The organism is Wocania ichthyoenteri Th78, assembly GCF_000789235.1.
Lineage (GTDB): Bacteria > Bacteroidota > Bacteroidia > Flavobacteriales > Flavobacteriaceae > Wocania_A > Wocania_A ichthyoenteri.
In genome coordinates this window covers 880,829-898,060 of record NZ_KN525716.1, presented here as the reverse complement: position 1 = coordinate 898,060, position 17,232 = coordinate 880,829, and the positions used below count along the sequence as shown (strand labels likewise).

At 33.4% G+C, this 17,232-nt stretch carries 8 protein-coding genes; 1 reads left to right on the top strand and 7 read right to left on the bottom strand.

Features of this window, described 5'->3' with window-relative positions; all coding sequences use genetic code 11:
* Positions 1-225: 225 nt before the first annotated feature.
* Together RG22_RS17960 and RG22_RS03790 are read right to left on the bottom strand one after the other, a co-directional pair.
* Positions 226-660 (bottom strand): transposase, encoded by a 435-nt coding sequence (locus RG22_RS17960; RefSeq protein WP_034040217.1) that lies wholly within the window; start codon positions 658-660, stop codon positions 226-228.
* 83 nt (positions 661-743) lie between these two features.
* Positions 744-986 carry a DUF1456 family protein gene (locus RG22_RS03790; RefSeq protein WP_034041008.1) on the bottom strand — a complete coding sequence of 81 codons (243 nt, stop codon included), beginning with the start codon at positions 984-986 and terminating at the stop codon, positions 744-746.
* Positions 987-1,349: 363 nt separating this feature from the next.
* Here RG22_RS03790 and RG22_RS03785 point away from each other — a divergent pair, with 363 nt between their 5' ends.
* Complete coding sequence (locus RG22_RS03785; RefSeq protein WP_034041007.1) at positions 1,350-1,763, top strand: hypothetical protein; 414 nt, start codon at positions 1,350-1,352, stop codon at positions 1,761-1,763.
* A gap of 89 nt (positions 1,764-1,852) precedes the next feature.
* Here the strand turns inward: RG22_RS03785 and uvrB are convergent, their stop codons facing one another.
* The 5 genes from uvrB to RG22_RS03760 all read right to left on the bottom strand — a co-directional run.
* A complete protein-coding gene (uvrB, locus tag RG22_RS03780; RefSeq protein WP_034041006.1) occupies positions 1,853-3,856 on the bottom strand; it encodes an excinuclease ABC subunit UvrB in 2,004 nt (667 codons plus the stop codon).
* 27 nt (positions 3,857-3,883) lie between these two features.
* A complete protein-coding gene (locus RG22_RS03775; protein WP_052143622.1) occupies positions 3,884-9,031 on the bottom strand; it encodes a T9SS type B sorting domain-containing protein in 5,148 nt (1,715 codons plus the stop codon).
* Between the two features lie 141 nt (positions 9,032-9,172).
* Positions 9,173-14,068: a T9SS type B sorting domain-containing protein gene (locus tag RG22_RS03770; RefSeq protein ID WP_052143621.1), complete on the bottom strand. Its 4,896-nt coding sequence runs from the start codon at positions 14,066-14,068 to the stop codon at positions 9,173-9,175.
* Positions 14,069-14,207: 139 nt separating this feature from the next.
* Positions 14,208-16,658 (bottom strand): T9SS type B sorting domain-containing protein, encoded by a 2,451-nt coding sequence (locus RG22_RS03765; RefSeq protein ID WP_034041005.1) that lies wholly within the window; start codon positions 16,656-16,658, stop codon positions 14,208-14,210.
* A 3-nt stretch (positions 16,659-16,661) separates the two neighbouring features.
* On the bottom strand, positions 16,662-17,232 hold a 571-nt coding region (locus RG22_RS03760; protein ID WP_034041004.1), incomplete at its 5' end, for a T9SS type B sorting domain-containing protein.

The following is a 17,232-nucleotide window of genomic DNA, read 5'->3' as shown; positions in this document are numbered from 1 at the left end:
GGTTTGCTCTTAGTATTCTAAAGAGTTTATCTCTACCAATATTTAAAGCTGTTAATTGTGTTTTCAGTATATGATAAAGCTTTCGAGTTCCAAGATTTGGCATGGATATGCGAACGGATTGCACTAGTGCTATTACTTTTTGGGCAACACTTTGTTTTTGTCTTTTGGATTGTATCGACCTATAGTAAACCTGTCTATCAATCCCGAGTAAATAACAGGTAGAAACTACTGTTTCTTTGTGGGCTTCTTTGAAGCGGTCAATAACTCGGGATTGTAATTTTTTCTAACATCAATATTATATTCCTTTTCGACCATATCAACCATCATATCAAAAAGAATCACTTTTTTATCTGCGCGTTCTGCTAGATATTCAGCTCTTGCTTTCTGCTTTTCTAATAGTTTTACTTGCTGTTCTAATTCTAAAATACGTTGCTCGGGAGTTGTAGACATACTGGTGGAGATTTGTTCTTGCCAGTCAAAGTTACCATATTTTTTTAACCATCTGGTAATGGTCGAACCAGCTTGAATGCCATATTTGTCACGTGCTTGGCTTCTAGTTAGAAATCCTTGCTCTATTTCTTGGACAACTTCTAGTTTAAAAGAAAGGGAGTAATCTTTTTGGGTACGCTTAACGTAACCTGTGTTTTCTGATGTTTTCATTACACTAAAGTTTTAGTGTATCGCTATTTCAGGACGGGACAAATAAATAAAAAAAGAGCAATGATTTAATCATTGCTCTTTTTTTATGTTTTGTTTTCTCCTTTTTTTGGCATTGGCCCTCGTAAATGAATAACTAGACCGTTCAAAAAATTTCGTAAAATTTGATCACCACATTCCATATATTTTGGATGATCTTCTTTTCTGAAAAAAGCTCCTAGTTCACTTTTAGAAATTCTAAAATCAACTAGACTTAAAATTTTTATAATATCATCATCTCTTAATTTTAGTGCTACACGTAATTTTTTTAAAATATCGTTATTTGTCATATCTATTGTATTCTTTTTGCTTGTATTTCGTCGATTCTAATTAAAACCCAATACTATCTTAGCGTTTTTAAACTTTTGTAAAGATACCTAAATATTGTTTTTTAATGATAGTATTTGAAAAGTGAAATGCAATATCGTATTTCATTGTATTTCAGTAGTTTAGTTTGGATTCTAATTATTAAAATTGTATAGGTAAAAATGATGAAATGCAATTTTATTAGGTGAACAAAAGACTACTATTGATGAAGTAAATAAAAATCACGACCAAATACGTTCCATTTTTCGATAAGTTACATTATATCTACGATTATTAAATAACTGTTCTGTGTAACTTTATATTGTAATTAATTTATCCCTTTAAGCATGGTTAATAGAGTAGAAAAATTGAGTCTTTTATCTGAGATGATTGCTTTTGCAAAGTACGATAAAGACATAAAAAATATAGAATATAACTTTTTGTTAGGTGTTGCAAAACAGCTTGAAATATCTCGTGAAGATTTCGAATATTTAATAGAACACCCTGTTACTTATACACATTTAAAATCGCATAGCGAGCGTATTGTTCAGTTTCATAGATTAGTTTTATTAATGAATATTGAGCAAGAATACGGTGAAGAAAATAATTCTGCTGGTGTTATAAAGCTTTATAATTTTGGTCTTCGAATGGGATTAAGTCACGAATCAATAACTAAGGTTTTATATTTGATGGAAAGTTTTCCAAATAAAATTGTGCCACCAGATGTATTAATAGACATTTTTAAAACACAGTATAATTAATCCATTTGTCTAACAAGTATTTTCTTTTTTAAGAAGAGTTTGAAGTGTTAATTTTTATAGCGCTTGTTAGATATAGAAAAGCTAAAAGTTTATACTTTTAGCTTTTCTAGTTTATTCTGGTAATTTTTAATCTCGTCTCTCAATTTAGCAGCTACAATAAAGTCTAGTGCTTTTGCGGCTTCTTCCATAGTTTTTCGCTTATCTCGAATTTTCTTTTCCAGTTCTGGTTTACTTAAATATTCACTTTCTGGTTCAGCAGCTTTTAAAGCTTCCAGTTCATAACTATAAGTGCTTACCGAGTTTTTTGATAAAGCATTATCTAAACTTTTGTTCAATGCTTTAGGTACTAGATTGTGTTTGGTATTGTATGCAATTTGTTTTTCACGTCTGTACTCGGTTTCGTCTATTGTTTTTTGCATGCTTTTAGTAATTTTATCGGCATACATAATGGCTTTCCCATTAAGGTTTCTTGCGGCTCTACCAACGGTTTGTGTAAGTGAACGCGCAGAACGTAAAAACCCTTCTTTATCGGCATCTAAAATAGCAACAAGTGATACTTCGGGTAAATCTAAACCTTCACGCAGTAAGTTTACACCAACTAAAACATCAAACAAGCCTTTACGTAAATCTTGCATAATTTCAACACGTTCTAAAGTATCCACATCACTATGAATATAACGGCAACGTATTTGAATTCTATCTAAATATTTAGTCAATTCTTCTGCCATTCGTTTAGTAAGTGTAGTTACCAAGGTGCGTTCGTCTTTTTCAACACGTTGTTGAATTTCTTCAATTAAATCATCAATCTGATTTAAACTTGGGCGTACTTCAATAATAGGATCTAATAAACCTGTTGGACGAATTACTTGTTCTACGTAAATACCATCTGTTTTTTGTAATTCATAATCGGCTGGTGTAGCACTTACATAAATAACTTGATTTTGAATCGCTTCAAATTCTTCAAATTTTAAGGGACGATTATCCATTGCTGCTGGCAATCTAAAACCATATTCTACCAAATTTTCTTTTCTGCTTCTGTCTCCTCCATACATGGCATGTACTTGTGAAATAGTAACGTGACTTTCATCTACAATCATTAAATAATCATCTGGAAAATAATCCAATAAACAGAAGGGTCTCGTTCCTGGAAGTCTTTGGTCCAAATAGCGTGAGTAGTTTTCAATACCAGAGCAATAGCCTAATTCGCGTATCATTTCTAAATCGAATTCGGTACGTTCTTTTAATCGTTTAGCTTCTAAATGTTTGCCGATTTCTTTGAAATAATCATGTTGCTTTACTAAATCATCTTGAATGTTTTTAATAGCACCTTGCAAAACATCTGGTGAGGTTACAAACATGTTTGCTGGATAAATAGTCAGTTGATCATATTTTTCTATAACCTCATTGGTTTGAATATTAAAGGATTCTATATCTTCAATTTCATCTCCAAAAAAATGAATTCTGAAAGCATCATCGGCGTAACTTGGAAATATATCAACGGTATCGCCTTTAATTCTGAAGTTTCCGTGCTTAAAATCGGCTTCGGTACGCGAATATAAACTTTGTACTAATTGATGTAATAATTTTGTTCTTGAAATGACTTGATCTCGTTTTAAGGCGACAACATTTTTTTGAAATTCAACTGGATTCCCAATACCATAAATACAAGAAACGGAAGCTACAACTAGTACATCTCTTCTGCCAGAGAGTAGAGAAGAAGTGGCGCTTAAACGCATTTTTTCAATTTCTTCATTTATCGATAAATCTTTTTCTATATAAACTCCAGAAACAGGAATATAAGCTTCGGGTTGATAGTAGTCGTAATACGATACAAAATACTCGACCGCATTATTTGGAAAAAACTGTTTAAACTCAGAGTATAATTGAGCTGCAAGTGTTTTGTTGTGTGCTAAAACTAAGGTTGGTCGTTGCACTTCTTCAATAACATTCGCTACCGTAAAGGTTTTGCCAGAACCTGTAACACCAAGTAGAGTTTGATATTTTTCATCAGTATTTATACCATTAACTAATTGTTTTATAGCTTGAGGCTGATCGCCAGTAGGATTAAATTCTGAATCGATTTTAAATTTCATTTCGCAAAATTAATCAAAATATATATGTTATCGTTTTAAAGTGAAATGCCCCATAAATTGTCGTCCATCTTGAAGAAAGACTTTAAACCAATAATCATCGGTATTTAATAATTTACCATTAAAAGTACCATCCCAACCATCTGACTGCGCAGATAATTGTTTGATTAATTTTCCATATCTGTCATATACAAAAATGACACTATTTGGTTGAAATTTACTATTAATTCCCTTTATTTTCCAGATATCATTTGTGCCATCTCCATTAGGTGTAAAAAACTTAGCGTGCCCAATAACAGAAATTGGTAGTGTTTCAACGCCACAGATTTCATCTTTTATGTAGATCGTATAAAAACCAGCTTTTACATTATTAAAAAATGGATCATCTTGATATACTATAAAAGGCGAGCCTTCTTCTCTTAATCCAAATTCGTAATCTCCTATTCCCAAATTAGTTGTATCAATAGTAACAGAATTGTTTTCAGAAAGGTCAACAATAGTAACATCATCTTGCGTAATGTTAGCTAATTCTGAAGCATCAACAAATATTTCTCTAGTTCTTGAGCATCCAGTGCCATCGGTGTTTGATAATGTAATTGAATAGATTCCTGGGTTTGAAACTGTAATCTCTTCATCATTTGAAATGAACTGATTTATTATTGTGCCATCTAAATTGGTCCAAGTCCATTCATAATTAAAAGTTTCAGTTACGTTAGTACCAAAAACATCTAAAACAATATTAAAAGTTGGGTCTGAAGAGCATACAATTCTTGGTGTATCTACTGAAAATTCTGGTAGCGGATTTACTATAAATCTTATGTTTGTAGAAGCAATACAATTTGTATTTATTGGGTTTACAAGATCTACAGTTATTGTTTGATTTTGTGAAATAAACGGATTAGGTAGTGTTGTGCTATTGGTAATTGAAGGACCATTTTCATCAATATAATTGAAAAATATATCCATTCCTGTTTGAGATCCTTTTATTGTGTTTTCAAAAGAAGAGGTATCAAACGGAAAATAGCCATCATCATCAACATCGCCAGCATCACCATCACATACAATTTGAGTAGCTATAGGGTTAGCAACGGGTTGATCATCTACAATAAATTCAAGCGTAGTTTCATCATAACATGGTCCATTAGGATCGTTAGTAGTATTATTAGTAACTCTGATATCTATAATTTGACTTGATGTTAAAAAAGGATTTGGTAAACTAGATGCTGTAACTTGTGTACCAGTAATATCTAAAAAAGTATAACTTACAGAGACATTGGCTAATGATTGACCATTAAGTAAATCTGTTTCTATTTGAGATGTGTCAAAAGGAAAAGTTACTACTGCATCACTTGTGTCAAAATCACATTGTCTTTGAATACTCACAGGGTTTGCTGTTGGTAATGCTTCAACATTTAAAAAGTTTGGGAATCCTTCTAGTCCTAGGCAATTATTACCCAAATCACTTTTTACACGAACCCAAATATCTTGTGACTTAGGGCTGTTTGTGTTTTGATGATTAGTTATATCTAGAATCTCATAGGTTTCTAATTCGGCATCTAATTGACTTTCATAAAAATGTACAGTTACATTAAATGTTGAAAAAATGGTATTAGAAATATAATCTCTAATATCAGAGAAATCAAAAGTAGAAATATCATCTCTATTATCTAAACCATCATCACATAAGTATTTAGGTTGTGGATTGTAAGAGTTTAACGCAGCACTAGAAGGATTTACTTCTAAAGTTATTGAAACTATATCAAAACAACCATTAGTGTCTTCAATACCTATCCAAACTGTTTCTGGAGTGAAAGGTGTTAAATTTTGATAATTTTGAGGATTATTAATAGGGGTGTTTGCACCACTATCTAAGTAATAAGAGAATATTAGGTTTTTAGCTATATAGTCTGGGTCAATTTCTGCTTTTATATTATCTAATGTTAAATTAAATAAGGCGCGTCCATCATTAGTTTCGTCATCACATTGAGAATAGGTGTTAGGCGAATTTAAAATAGGTAATGGTAATACTGTTAGAACCACAGGATCAGAATAAAATCCACAACTATTTCCACTTCTATTTAAGTTTACTCTGTATTGATAATTGTTAAATGATTGAGGCGTATTTGTAAGTGTTAGGTTAGATGTTAAAGAGCCACTATAATTTATGTTGTCTGTAATTAGAGTCCAATTTATACCATATGTACTTACTTCCCATTGGTAAGTTTCTGCTTCTGGGGAAACTACTGATATTGTATTAGAAGATAACAAACAAACCTCAGTGTTTTCTGGTTGTGTACTAATAGATAGTGGTGCAAAATCTAGATAAGCACTATTAGGTAATGTGTATCCATCTATAGCATTAGTAACTAATCCTTGACCGGTATTAAAATCGGATGTTAAATCCACAACAACATTATTGTCACCTAAATAATTATCGTTATTAGCATCAGAAAAACCAGCTTCAATAACATCACTACAGCCATCACCATCAGAATCTTCATCAAGATAACTAAAAATAGTATCTGTATCAAAATCGTTCAAGGTGTAACCGATTAAGTTACTGTCTGGAGTTGTTTCGGCATTGTCATCCCATCCGTTAACCCCAATATTTGGCCCGTCAACAATTCCGTTTAAATCGGTATCAGATAATAATCCTAATTGTCCCGTTTCAATTAAATCTGTTATACCGTCGTTATCGCTGTCTAAGTCTAAATAATCGGGAACACCATCTGCATCAGTATCTATTGGTTCCATAGGCGGGTCGTAAGCATCATCTAAACCATCTAAATCATCATCATTTGCTGTAAATACAATTAGCTCACCCGTATTTTCTATAAAATCGGGGATGCCATCATTATCGCTATCCAAATCTAATTCATCTTTAATGCCATCAAAATCATTATCATTTTTAAAGCAGGTTAACAATAAGTTGCCACTAAAACTTGAAGATGTAGTAGTGTTCGTTAATTTATGAATGAATGAAAACCCATCAACTTGATTTGCAAAAAATTGATAAGGTATATTACCAGTTGAAGATGGGTTTATTTTAAAATGAATTTCTGAACCTGAAATTTGAGTGATACCAGTTTCAAAAATACCATCAAAATTGGAGTCGACTAATAAGTGATTATCAGGATCGATTAATGTTATGTTTTTATTTACAGGCAATATTTTTGCTATAAAAAATTCGCCATCAGTTTGTATATGATTTACAGAAAGGTTTTCCATAAATTTTACGTTTATAGATTCAGTAAATGAAAGACTGTAATTACTTTCTGCACTATTTGCAGGTTGAACTTGACTTGTAAAATTCCCAAGGTTTGTTCCTGTTAAAGTATTTGTTGTATTTCCAGAGCTGTTATTTTGAGTAAATGTTGCCGTGGCTATTGTTGAATTAACAGACCCATCTTGAAAAAGGAGTTGAGGTGAATTTATATTTGATAAATTGAGTATTACATCGCCTTTAGATTCAGTACAATTTAAAATGCCATCGTTATCGTTATCAATATCTAAATTATCAATAATACCATCATTATCAATATCGTCTGGACAAATACTTACAGGAACTTCAACAGATTCGAGCGTTAAACCAGAGCAAGTCACAATACCGATTAGCTTATATTTTCCGGGAATTGTAGGCGTAAAATCTGGTGTGCTAATATTTGTATTTACAAAACCAGCACCTGTTCCGTCGTCAAACCACCATTCAAAACTATCAAAATTTTGAGTATTGGCGGCAGATAATGTGATGTTAGGAATACAGTTTCCTAAGGTTACAAACTGCGCATCAAAGTTAATTTCTGGAGCCGAAGGAAAACCAGAATAAAAACTTCCAGACGTTGCAGCGCCATTATAATTAAAATAAGCACAGTATAATTCGTCAGAACTTTGAACAGAAACATTACCAAAAAGACCGAGTACTTTATAAGTTACATAATCTGGTTTGCCTAAAACTGTACTTGGACCAATAGTTGAAAAGCTTGAAATAGCCGTATTATTTATAGTTACAGTTGCTGCAACTTTGGTAACAATAGAAATACCACCCGTGTAAGTTGTGCTGCCAATATCTTCAATATTTGCGATATTATCTAAATTCCCACGTGTTTCGCAACTTAAAGGTGGTACAAAAAACATACCCTGATTAGCTTCACTTGTAGTTGCCCCAATACCTTGATATGCAAAAACGGGTTGTGAAGTTTCAACATACATATTACCAACAGTGCTATATTGGTTGCCTTCAATTAAATAATATTCGCCTGCATTAATAGTTGCTAGAGCTGCGTTTCCATTTATACTTATTGAGGTGTTATTGGTGTGGGCAACAATTAAAACATTTTCCCATGCGTTTGTGCCGTCGCCTTTAACAAATATATATTCTGTTCCTACTTTTGAGAGGTCAACAATTTGATCGATACCATAATCTCGTCCATTTCCATTACTAAAGCTCCCATTTGCAGAGCCACAGTTTACTACAATATTTTTGTCCGAACTTACTAAGCAACCAATAAGTCCGTCTCTATTAATTGCACTATCTAAACTATTTGTGGCTATGGTATAGCTTTCACCTTCGTTTAAAGTAACATTAACAGGTGTTGTCCCCGTATAGTTTTTTATAATTAATCCACTCGGAAGATTGCTAAATGTAACCTGTGTATTATCTTCGGTAGCCATTACCGAAACAAAATTCAAATAATTACTTTGTGGGTTTTCATTTGTAAAACTACCCACTCTAAATGTTGTGCCCAAAGCAGTCAGTCCTTTACTAACCAAAGCTCCAGCTTGCGCGCCTCCGCCAGCATTCATTCTTACAGAAACATAAATAGTACCTTCGGCTTCAATAATATAGCCTTTATTATTTGTTACAACGCTGGTTTGATTTGAAGGCATAAATAATTGCCCATTTCCTGTGCCTAAAAATATTTCTTGTGGGTTTGTACTCGAAACATTTCCTATAATATAATTTGAAGTGGGTTGGCCAACAGGTTTTATTGTATATGGAATATCCGAACCGCTTGGGGTAGATAAATATATGTATTGCTGCTCTGGGTTTGCATTGCCAAATTCAGCATTTGTTAATGGCGGAATATAATGTGTTTTACTTAATTGAGAAAACCCTTGACTACCTATTAAAAGAAATAGAAATGCAAATAAAATTTTAGCATAAGTAAAACGACTCATTGTAAATATATTAACTCATGTGTAATAAAGTAAACAACTAAAATATAGTATTTAATTAAATAAGACTTAGAAAAACTTTAAAGGTTTAATTATTTAAGATGAAGTGAATAATATTTATGTTAAGGCGTTATGCATGATGTTTTAACGCTTTAAAGCAAAATGACCTCTAATATCAAAAGCTTCGTTATTTTGAATAATTTTAGCAACAAACCAATAATCGTCTGATGGCATATTTTGCCCGTTAAAAGTTCCATCCCAACCTATAGATGTATGCGGTAGTGTTTTTAATAACTTCCCATGTCTATTATAAATGTAAACCACAGTGCCAGGTATTTCTTGTATGCCGACAATATGCCACGTATCAAAAGTACCGTCGTTATTTGGGGTTACAAATTTAGGAATATCGATAACTACAACTTCAGTAGTTACGTCTTTACAACCGTTTAAATCGCGTATAGTTACTATATGTAAACCAAAGGTTACATTCTCAAAAACGTTTGATGTTTGTGGTTCGCCATCATCTAAAATAAATACATAATCGCCAATACCACTAACATCTACGGTAATGCTATTGGGGTCTGCAAAATCAACTTTTGTTGTAAAATTAATGGTAGCATCTTCAGATTCAATAACTGTGAAATTTTTGGTGTAAGAGCAATCTGAACCTATAACATAAGGTGTTGTAACGGTTACCCAATAATCGCCAATATCACCAGCGTCATTTAAAAGAATTTCGGTAGACGTTTCTCCAGTCGACCATAAATAGGTATCGTTGGGGTTGCCTGTATCGGCACTAATAATCAAAGGCAAATCGTTTATACAAAGTGGCACTACATCTTCGATAGGAATTACTGGCAACGGATTTATTCGAGTGGCAAATTGCGATACGCTAAAACATCCTGTATTATTATTTTGAATGCGCGCAAAAATAATTTCACCATCAAAAGCGGCGTGTAAATTTGGTAGTGCATTACTTGCTGTTTCGGCATTTGTTGCGTCGCTATAATAAGTTACTGTATGTATTGACGCATTTTGAGAACCTATTATAGTATTGGCGTTTGCCGATAAATCAAATTCAAAAAAGCCATCAAAATCGTCATCACATGCTACTAAATCTGGAGCTGTATTTGCAATAGGATTTTGATTTATTTGTAAATTGAAAGATACTGTTATTGGGCAATTAATAAGCGGATCGTTAACTCTTACATAAATAGTATGATTACTTGCTGTATAATTGAACGTATTTCCAATTGGGTTTTGATTATTATCGGCATCAGTTTGAGTATTATGATACGATATGTCTACAGTATTTGGGTCGTTAACTATTAAAGCATCAACGGTTGTTAAATCAAAAGTGTCGGTATCGTTATCGCAAATTTCTATAGTGCCAATGGCGTTTGTAGCTGGTGGAGGAACTACCACTAAATCTAAAGGTATTACACTAAAACACCTTGTTAATGTATTGGCAACTTTAATATAGATCGTTCTCGTATTTGATAGGTAATTTGTAGGATCTGTAATTTCATTACTATTATCTAAACCATCACTTTGGTTTATATCTTCAAAGTCTTCAAAGTAATTGGTTATGAGGTTGTTTTGTAATCTATCATTAATTTGAAAATCGGCATCTTCTAAATTAAATATAACAGATCCGCTATAATCTGTTGCGCAACTTTCAAAAGGTGAAGCTTGTGTAATGTCTGGTGATGCAATAATATTAATCCCTAATTCTTCAACCACATAACAAAATGAGGCGCTACTTTCTATTCTTACATAAAGGGTTTGTGGATTAGAAATGTTGGTGTATGCTGTTGGTTGTGGGTTTAAATTATCTTCTGCGTCAGATTGAGTTAAATGAAATGAAATGATTAGGTCTGTTGATCCTTGAGATATTTCATCTCTTTTTTCATCTAGATTAAAAACATGCTCTTGGTCGTTTGTAATATCATCACAAATTAAATAAGGATCGAAGTCTGTGTTGTAAACAGGATCTGACGATACTTGCAATGTGAATGATGATGTTGCGAAACAGGTTGGGTCTGTAATATTCTCAACACGAACATATATCGTTTGTGGATTTGAAGAGTTTTGAAAATCATTATCTTTATCAATAGGCGTTGTAAAACCTGCATCTTCAAAATAATAGACTTCTTTTCCGGTTTGGCCGTTTAAAATTTCGACATCTTTATCAACCATTAAAAAATAGGCGGTAGGCGATCCATCATCGTTACATATTTGAAAAGGTGTTAAATTAGGAATTATGGGTAGTGTGTTTACTGTAATTTCATATTCAACAATATTATAACAACTTAAACTATCATCATTTTCAACACGAATGTAAACGGTTTGTGTATTGGCGTTATAATTGGTTCTTTCTGTAATCGGGTCTACATCATTATCGGCATCATTATAAGAGGTAAAAAAACCGATGATAAGTCCGGTTGGATCTGCTACAACTTCTGGAATAGTAGCATCAAGATTGATGATTGAAAATCCATCCTGAGGATTGTTATCATTATCACAAATTATTTCAGGATTTGGCGATGTAGCTGCTGGCGCAAGATTAATTTGAATCTCGAAAGGATTTATTGTAGCACATCCCGTATCTATATTTTCTATACGTGCGTAAATGGTTTCTACCATTGCCGTATTGGTGTAAAATGGCGGTAACTGGTCGGTGTTATTTTCAGCATCAGTATTTGTTGGATAGTACCTTACTTCAAAGTTTGGATTTCCTCCAGTTACGGTATTATCTAACGATTCCATGTCGATACTAACAATGCCATCGTCATCGGTATCGCAATAGGGTATTGGGTCTGCGGGATTAAATAGTAATACTGGATTTACCAATAATGTTATTTCAGAAAAATCAGAACAGCCACTAGCAATATCATCTATCTTAATATATAATGTTGTGGGGCTGGTAGCAGTATATAATACACTATCATCTATAGGGTTGTTGGTATCTCTATTAGTTTCAGTATCATAAAAAGTAACAGCAATATTAGGAAGCTCGTTAGCAATATATAGAGCAACAGTAGTTAAATCAAACTCTAAAGTATCATTGTCATCATCATTATTATCACATAAAGCAAAATCTCCTGTATCTGTCCCTGTCAGTAGTAAATTGGTATGAGGTTCAAGTGGGACAATTGAGGCGCAACCTGTGTTATTGTCTTCAATTCTTATATAAAGCGTCGTTGAACCAGGTTCTATTACGGCGTTTTGGTATTGATAATTGGTTTCGTCTGCTACTGGGTTATCTCCAGATTGTGCATCGGGTAGCGTTTCGTGGAATGTAATGGTTACCGTTGTAGGGTCTAAACCGTCTAAAACATCATTGATTACTTGTGTTAAATCAAAATCGGCACTACCATCATGGTCGGTATCGCAAGCATCCAAATATTGAGTATCTCTATTAACTATTGGGCTTGTTGTAATATTAATTGTTAAAGACGATGTATTTACACAACCCGTTTGTGTATCTATAACCCTTACATACACGATTTCTGTGGGCGTGTTTGTGTTTACATATGGTACAGGAATCGGGTTTGCACCACTATCTGCATCAACTGCACTGTAATGATAACTAACAATTAAATTACTTTGTCCTCCTGTAATTTCGTTATCTTTTTGTGTTAAATCGATAACGGTATGGCCATCTGGTTCGGTATCGGTATCGCAAATCTCTAAATCTGTTGGATCTGTTACATTTGGCACTGGGTTTACTAGTAAATTGAATGTAGTAAAACCATAGCAGCCTGAATCTAAATCTTGAATTCTAACAAAGATTGGTTGTGGATTGATAGTGTTAGAAAAATTCCCTGAAATACTGTTTGCATTATTTCTTGCATCAGCATCGGATAGATGATAAGAAAACGAATAATTTGTAAAAGGAATATTGTTTATTACCTCTGTGTTTTTAGTGGAGAGATTAAATATTTCTGTCTCATCACCGCTAGTATCATCACATAAGAAATAATCTGAAATGAGATTAATAGGTTCTTCGGTATTTAAAACAATTACTACTTCATCAGTTTCAACACAGGCATTGCCATTTAAGTCTACAGTAACTTCAACTCTGTAAGTTCCGTCTTGAGTTGCATTTAATAAATATGGTAAAGGGTTAGTATTAGTAATAGGGCTATTATCTAAAAACCAAGCATAAGTAGCCAACGGATTTTCTATATCGGCGTCTAATGTTACAGAAGGCGCGCATGTAGAAACATCTTCGCCTAAATCTAAAATTTTAAAACTATTACCTTCAATAAAAACAGCAGAATCATAAGAACCATCGGTTTGATCAGCAATCACCAATTTTATATGATATTGTACATAGGGCGTTATTGTGGTTGCAGCTGTTAACACTGTAGTTCTACCATTATAATTGGTATCTCCAACATTATAGCCATCAAAATACTGATCGTTTTGAGCAGGACAAACACCAAAAATTTCATCATGAATAGTGTTCGTATTCACCGGTGTTGAGGTGCCAGGAACTAAAGCGATATTTTGATAGGGTAGCGTACTGCCAGTTTCTTTAATTAAAAACGCAAAGCCATCAGAAAGTTGACATGGATTAATTCCAAAATATTCTTCTGAAGCTAATAAATAATTAAATTGCAGTTGACTTGAAATGGATACAATGTCAAACTCAATAGATGTGGCATTTAAGGTATTAGAAACACCTAAAGCGGTCTCTAAATCTGGGTCGGTTCCCCATATAGTTGAGCCTTCACTTAATGTTGGTGTAGTAACACCGTTTCCACCAGAAGTAGCATTACCAGTAGAAAGCATAATACCATTTTGAAAAGGAAAGTTTGAACTCGCACGATCAAACTGAGCATAACTTGAAAACCCACTAGCAGTACCATTTACAGATGATGTGATATTGGTAATTTCTACACAGCTGTTCTGTACTAGGTTATCTTCAATAAGTTGTTGTAAACCGACAGAATCATCAACTGAGATTTGCTGAGAAAATGCATAACTACCCCATAGCAAAAGTATTCCTATTAAGTAGTTAACAAATTTCATAGCAGTAGGTTTCTTTATTTATTTGGAAAACTCAATTAATTTACAAACTGAATTTATTGCGAAAAATAGACTTTTTTCAGATGAAATGCAAAATATATCCGACAAAATACATTTTTAATTGGTTCTCATGATTTGTTTATTAATATTTTAAAGTAAAATGATTTTTAAAAACCCTGCCATCTTGCAGAGTTACAGCAAACCAATAATCGTCGGCTGGCAGTTTTTGACCATTAAATAACCCGTCCCAACCACTACCCAGTGGATTTAATTGTTTAATTAATTTACCAAACCTGTTATAAATAAGGATATTGGTATTGGGCTGAAACATATTAGAGATACCAATTACTTGCCAAGTATCGTGTACGCCATCGTTATTGGGCGTAAAAAATTTGGGAAAACCAATAACTGAAATTGGATTTTGCACTGTGCCACAGCTATTTTTAATATCTCTAACAGTTATAGTATAAATACCTGGATACACATTTTCGAACGTATTACTTTCCTGATAAGGTACGTATACTATATTGTTTTCATCAAGTAATCGGTATTCATAAACACCTTCACCAGAAACTAAAACGGTAATGGTATTGTTTTGAGTAGCATCAACGATTTCAATAGTTTCAAAAGTTGCTATGTTTGAAGGTTCTATGGTAACGGTTCGTTGTTTTGTGCAACCATTTGTATTGGTAACCGTTACGGTGTAAGTTCCCACTTCATTAATATTAATAGCATAAGTATTCTCGCCAGTAGACCAGTTATAGGTGTAATTAGAAGGATTATCATTTATAACTGCTGCATTTAAAGAAGTGGTTCTCTTCGGATAATCATTAAGGCAGTAGTATGCTAAAGCTTCAGTTTCAATATCTGGTAATTCGTTTACGGTTAAAACAACTTCACTTATACCATAACAATTATTAGCGTTTTCAACACGGGCATAAATAGTTTGAGAGTATGGGTTTGTGTTTGTAAATGTGCTTCCTAAATTATTTGTTTCAAGTAAAGCATCATCATAAGTTTCGAAATAAGAGATTGATAACCCTGAGGGAAGTCCTGCAACTATGTCACTATCTGCATTAGTTAAAATAAAATTAAAATAGCCATCTTCGGTGCCATCATTATCACATTCAACTAGTTCGGTATCTTCAGAGTCTGTAACACTAACATTAAGAGTTAACTCTGAAGGTGAAGAGCATCCTGTACTGTCATTAATAACATCTACATAAATAGTTTGCGGATTAGATGTGTTGGTAAATGCATTACCGTCGGCTTCAATAGTTCTGGCAGAGTCTGTATAAAATTTTGTTGATAATCCAGCGACACCATTAGTTAAAACAGTATTAGCTTGATTGAGATTGAAAATAGTGCGTTCATCTATAGCACCGTCTTCGTCGCATTGTAACAGGGTGTCGTTAAAGGCTTCGGGGTTTAGATGTACGACTAAATTTAATGGAGTTACACTTTTACAATCAGGGTTTAAGGCATCTTCAACTCTAACAAAAAGTTGTTCGTTGAATGGTGTTGAATTATAATAAGCATTTGGTAAAGGGTTTGCTCGCGTTTCGGCATTTAATTGCGAAGTATGATACGTAATATTAATATCAGAAGGGTTTTGACCATTTAAAATTTCAGGATTTTTAGATGATAAATCAAAAATAACTCGTCCGTTAGTATTGTTTCTATCTGCTGAATCGTCACATAGTTCGTAATCTATTGGTTGCGAAAAATTTGGACCTAGATTAACATTCAATTGAAAGTTGGTCAACTCAAAACACCCTGTGGTATTATTTGTAATTCTAGCATGAATGGTTTGAGGGTTATTAATGTTTGTATATGGACTGCTTAGTTCGTTTATTCCAATATTAGCATCACTTATATTTTCGTGATAAGTTATGGTAACATCGCTTTGTGTTCCTGCAATTAAACTTGTATTGTCTGTTAGGTTAAAAGTTGTAAAGCCATTATCAAAAGGAGTAACTACATCGCAACTTTCTAAATTTAATGGCATACCATTTGTTCCTGACTCATCTGAAGGAGGATCAGAAAACTGTGCAGTTCCTGTCCATTGTAAGCTAAAAGGGCTATTGCCAATTGGTCTATCTATGACTATATAATAAGTTTCTCCTGCTAGCACATCTAACCACTTTACAAAACTATCGCCATCTGCACCTGGGCCTTCGGCAGTATCACTTGCAGAATCATTCATTCCAGTTAAGTTGTTTCCTTGATTGGCGGCTGAAGGATTAGTAGTAGAACACCGAATGGCTTGTCCAATATTGCCACAGGTTGCATTTGGTCCGAACACAAAAAAATCATAATCTTCTGTAATAGCGGTGCTATTTGGGGTTAATGTAAAACCTAATGTGCCACTAGTTACTAAAGTAACTTTTAACCAAACACTATTGTTTTCTTGACTTGAGCATGTGTTTGATCCGCTTAATTCTTGAGTGCCAACACCACTTACATTTAAGTTAACGTTTGAATTTCCACAAGCAATTACGGCATCAATGCAATCCGTTGGTTGTTGACCTAGCGTATTATTGTAACACAATAAAAAAATAATTAAGACAGATATTTTTAAGGCTAATTTCAAAGATTAATATTTTAGAGTGAAATGATTTTTTAAAATTCTTCCATCTTGCAGAGTTACAGCAAACCAATAATCGTCGGCTGGCAGTTTTTGACCATTAAATAGCCCGTCCCAACCACTACCCAATGGATTTAATTGTTTAATTAATTTACCAAACCTGTTATAAATAAGGATATTGGTATTGGGCTGAAACATATTAGAGATACCAATTACTTGCCAAGTATCGTGTACGCCATCGTTATTGGGCGTAAAAAATTTGGGAAAACCAATAACTGAAATTGGGTTTTGCACTGTGCCACAGCTATTTTTAATATCTCTAACAGTTATAGTGTAAATACCTGGATACACATTTTCGAACGTATTACTTTCCTGATAAGGTGCGTATACTATATTATTTTCATCAAGTAATCGGTATTCATAAACACCTTCACCAGAAACTAAAACGGTAATGGTATTGTTTTGAGTAGCATCAACGATTTCAATAGTTTCAAAAGTTGCTATGTTTGAAGGTTCTATGGTAACGGTTCGTTGTTTTGTGCAACCATTTGTATTGGTAACCGTTACGGTGTAAGTTCCC

Bases quoted from the DNA above. Each gene is read 5' to 3' on its own strand.
- RG22_RS17960 (WP_034040217.1), bottom strand. From the start codon at position 660: ATGAAAACATCAGAAAACACAGGTTACGTTAAGCGTACCCAAAAAGAT.
- uvrB (WP_034041006.1), bottom strand. From the start codon at position 3,856: ATGAAATTTAAAATCGATTCAGAATTTAATCCTACTGGCGATCAGCCT.
- RG22_RS03775 (WP_052143622.1), bottom strand. From the start codon at position 9,031: ATGAGTCGTTTTACTTATGCTAAAATTTTATTTGCATTTCTATTTCTT.
- RG22_RS03790 (WP_034041008.1), bottom strand. From the start codon at position 986: ATGACAAATAACGATATTTTAAAAAAATTACGTGTAGCACTAAAATTA.
- RG22_RS03770 (WP_052143621.1), bottom strand. From the start codon at position 14,068: ATGAAATTTGTTAACTACTTAATAGGAATACTTTTGCTATGGGGTAGT.
- RG22_RS03785 (WP_034041007.1), top strand. From the start codon at position 1,350: ATGGTTAATAGAGTAGAAAAATTGAGTCTTTTATCTGAGATGATTGCT.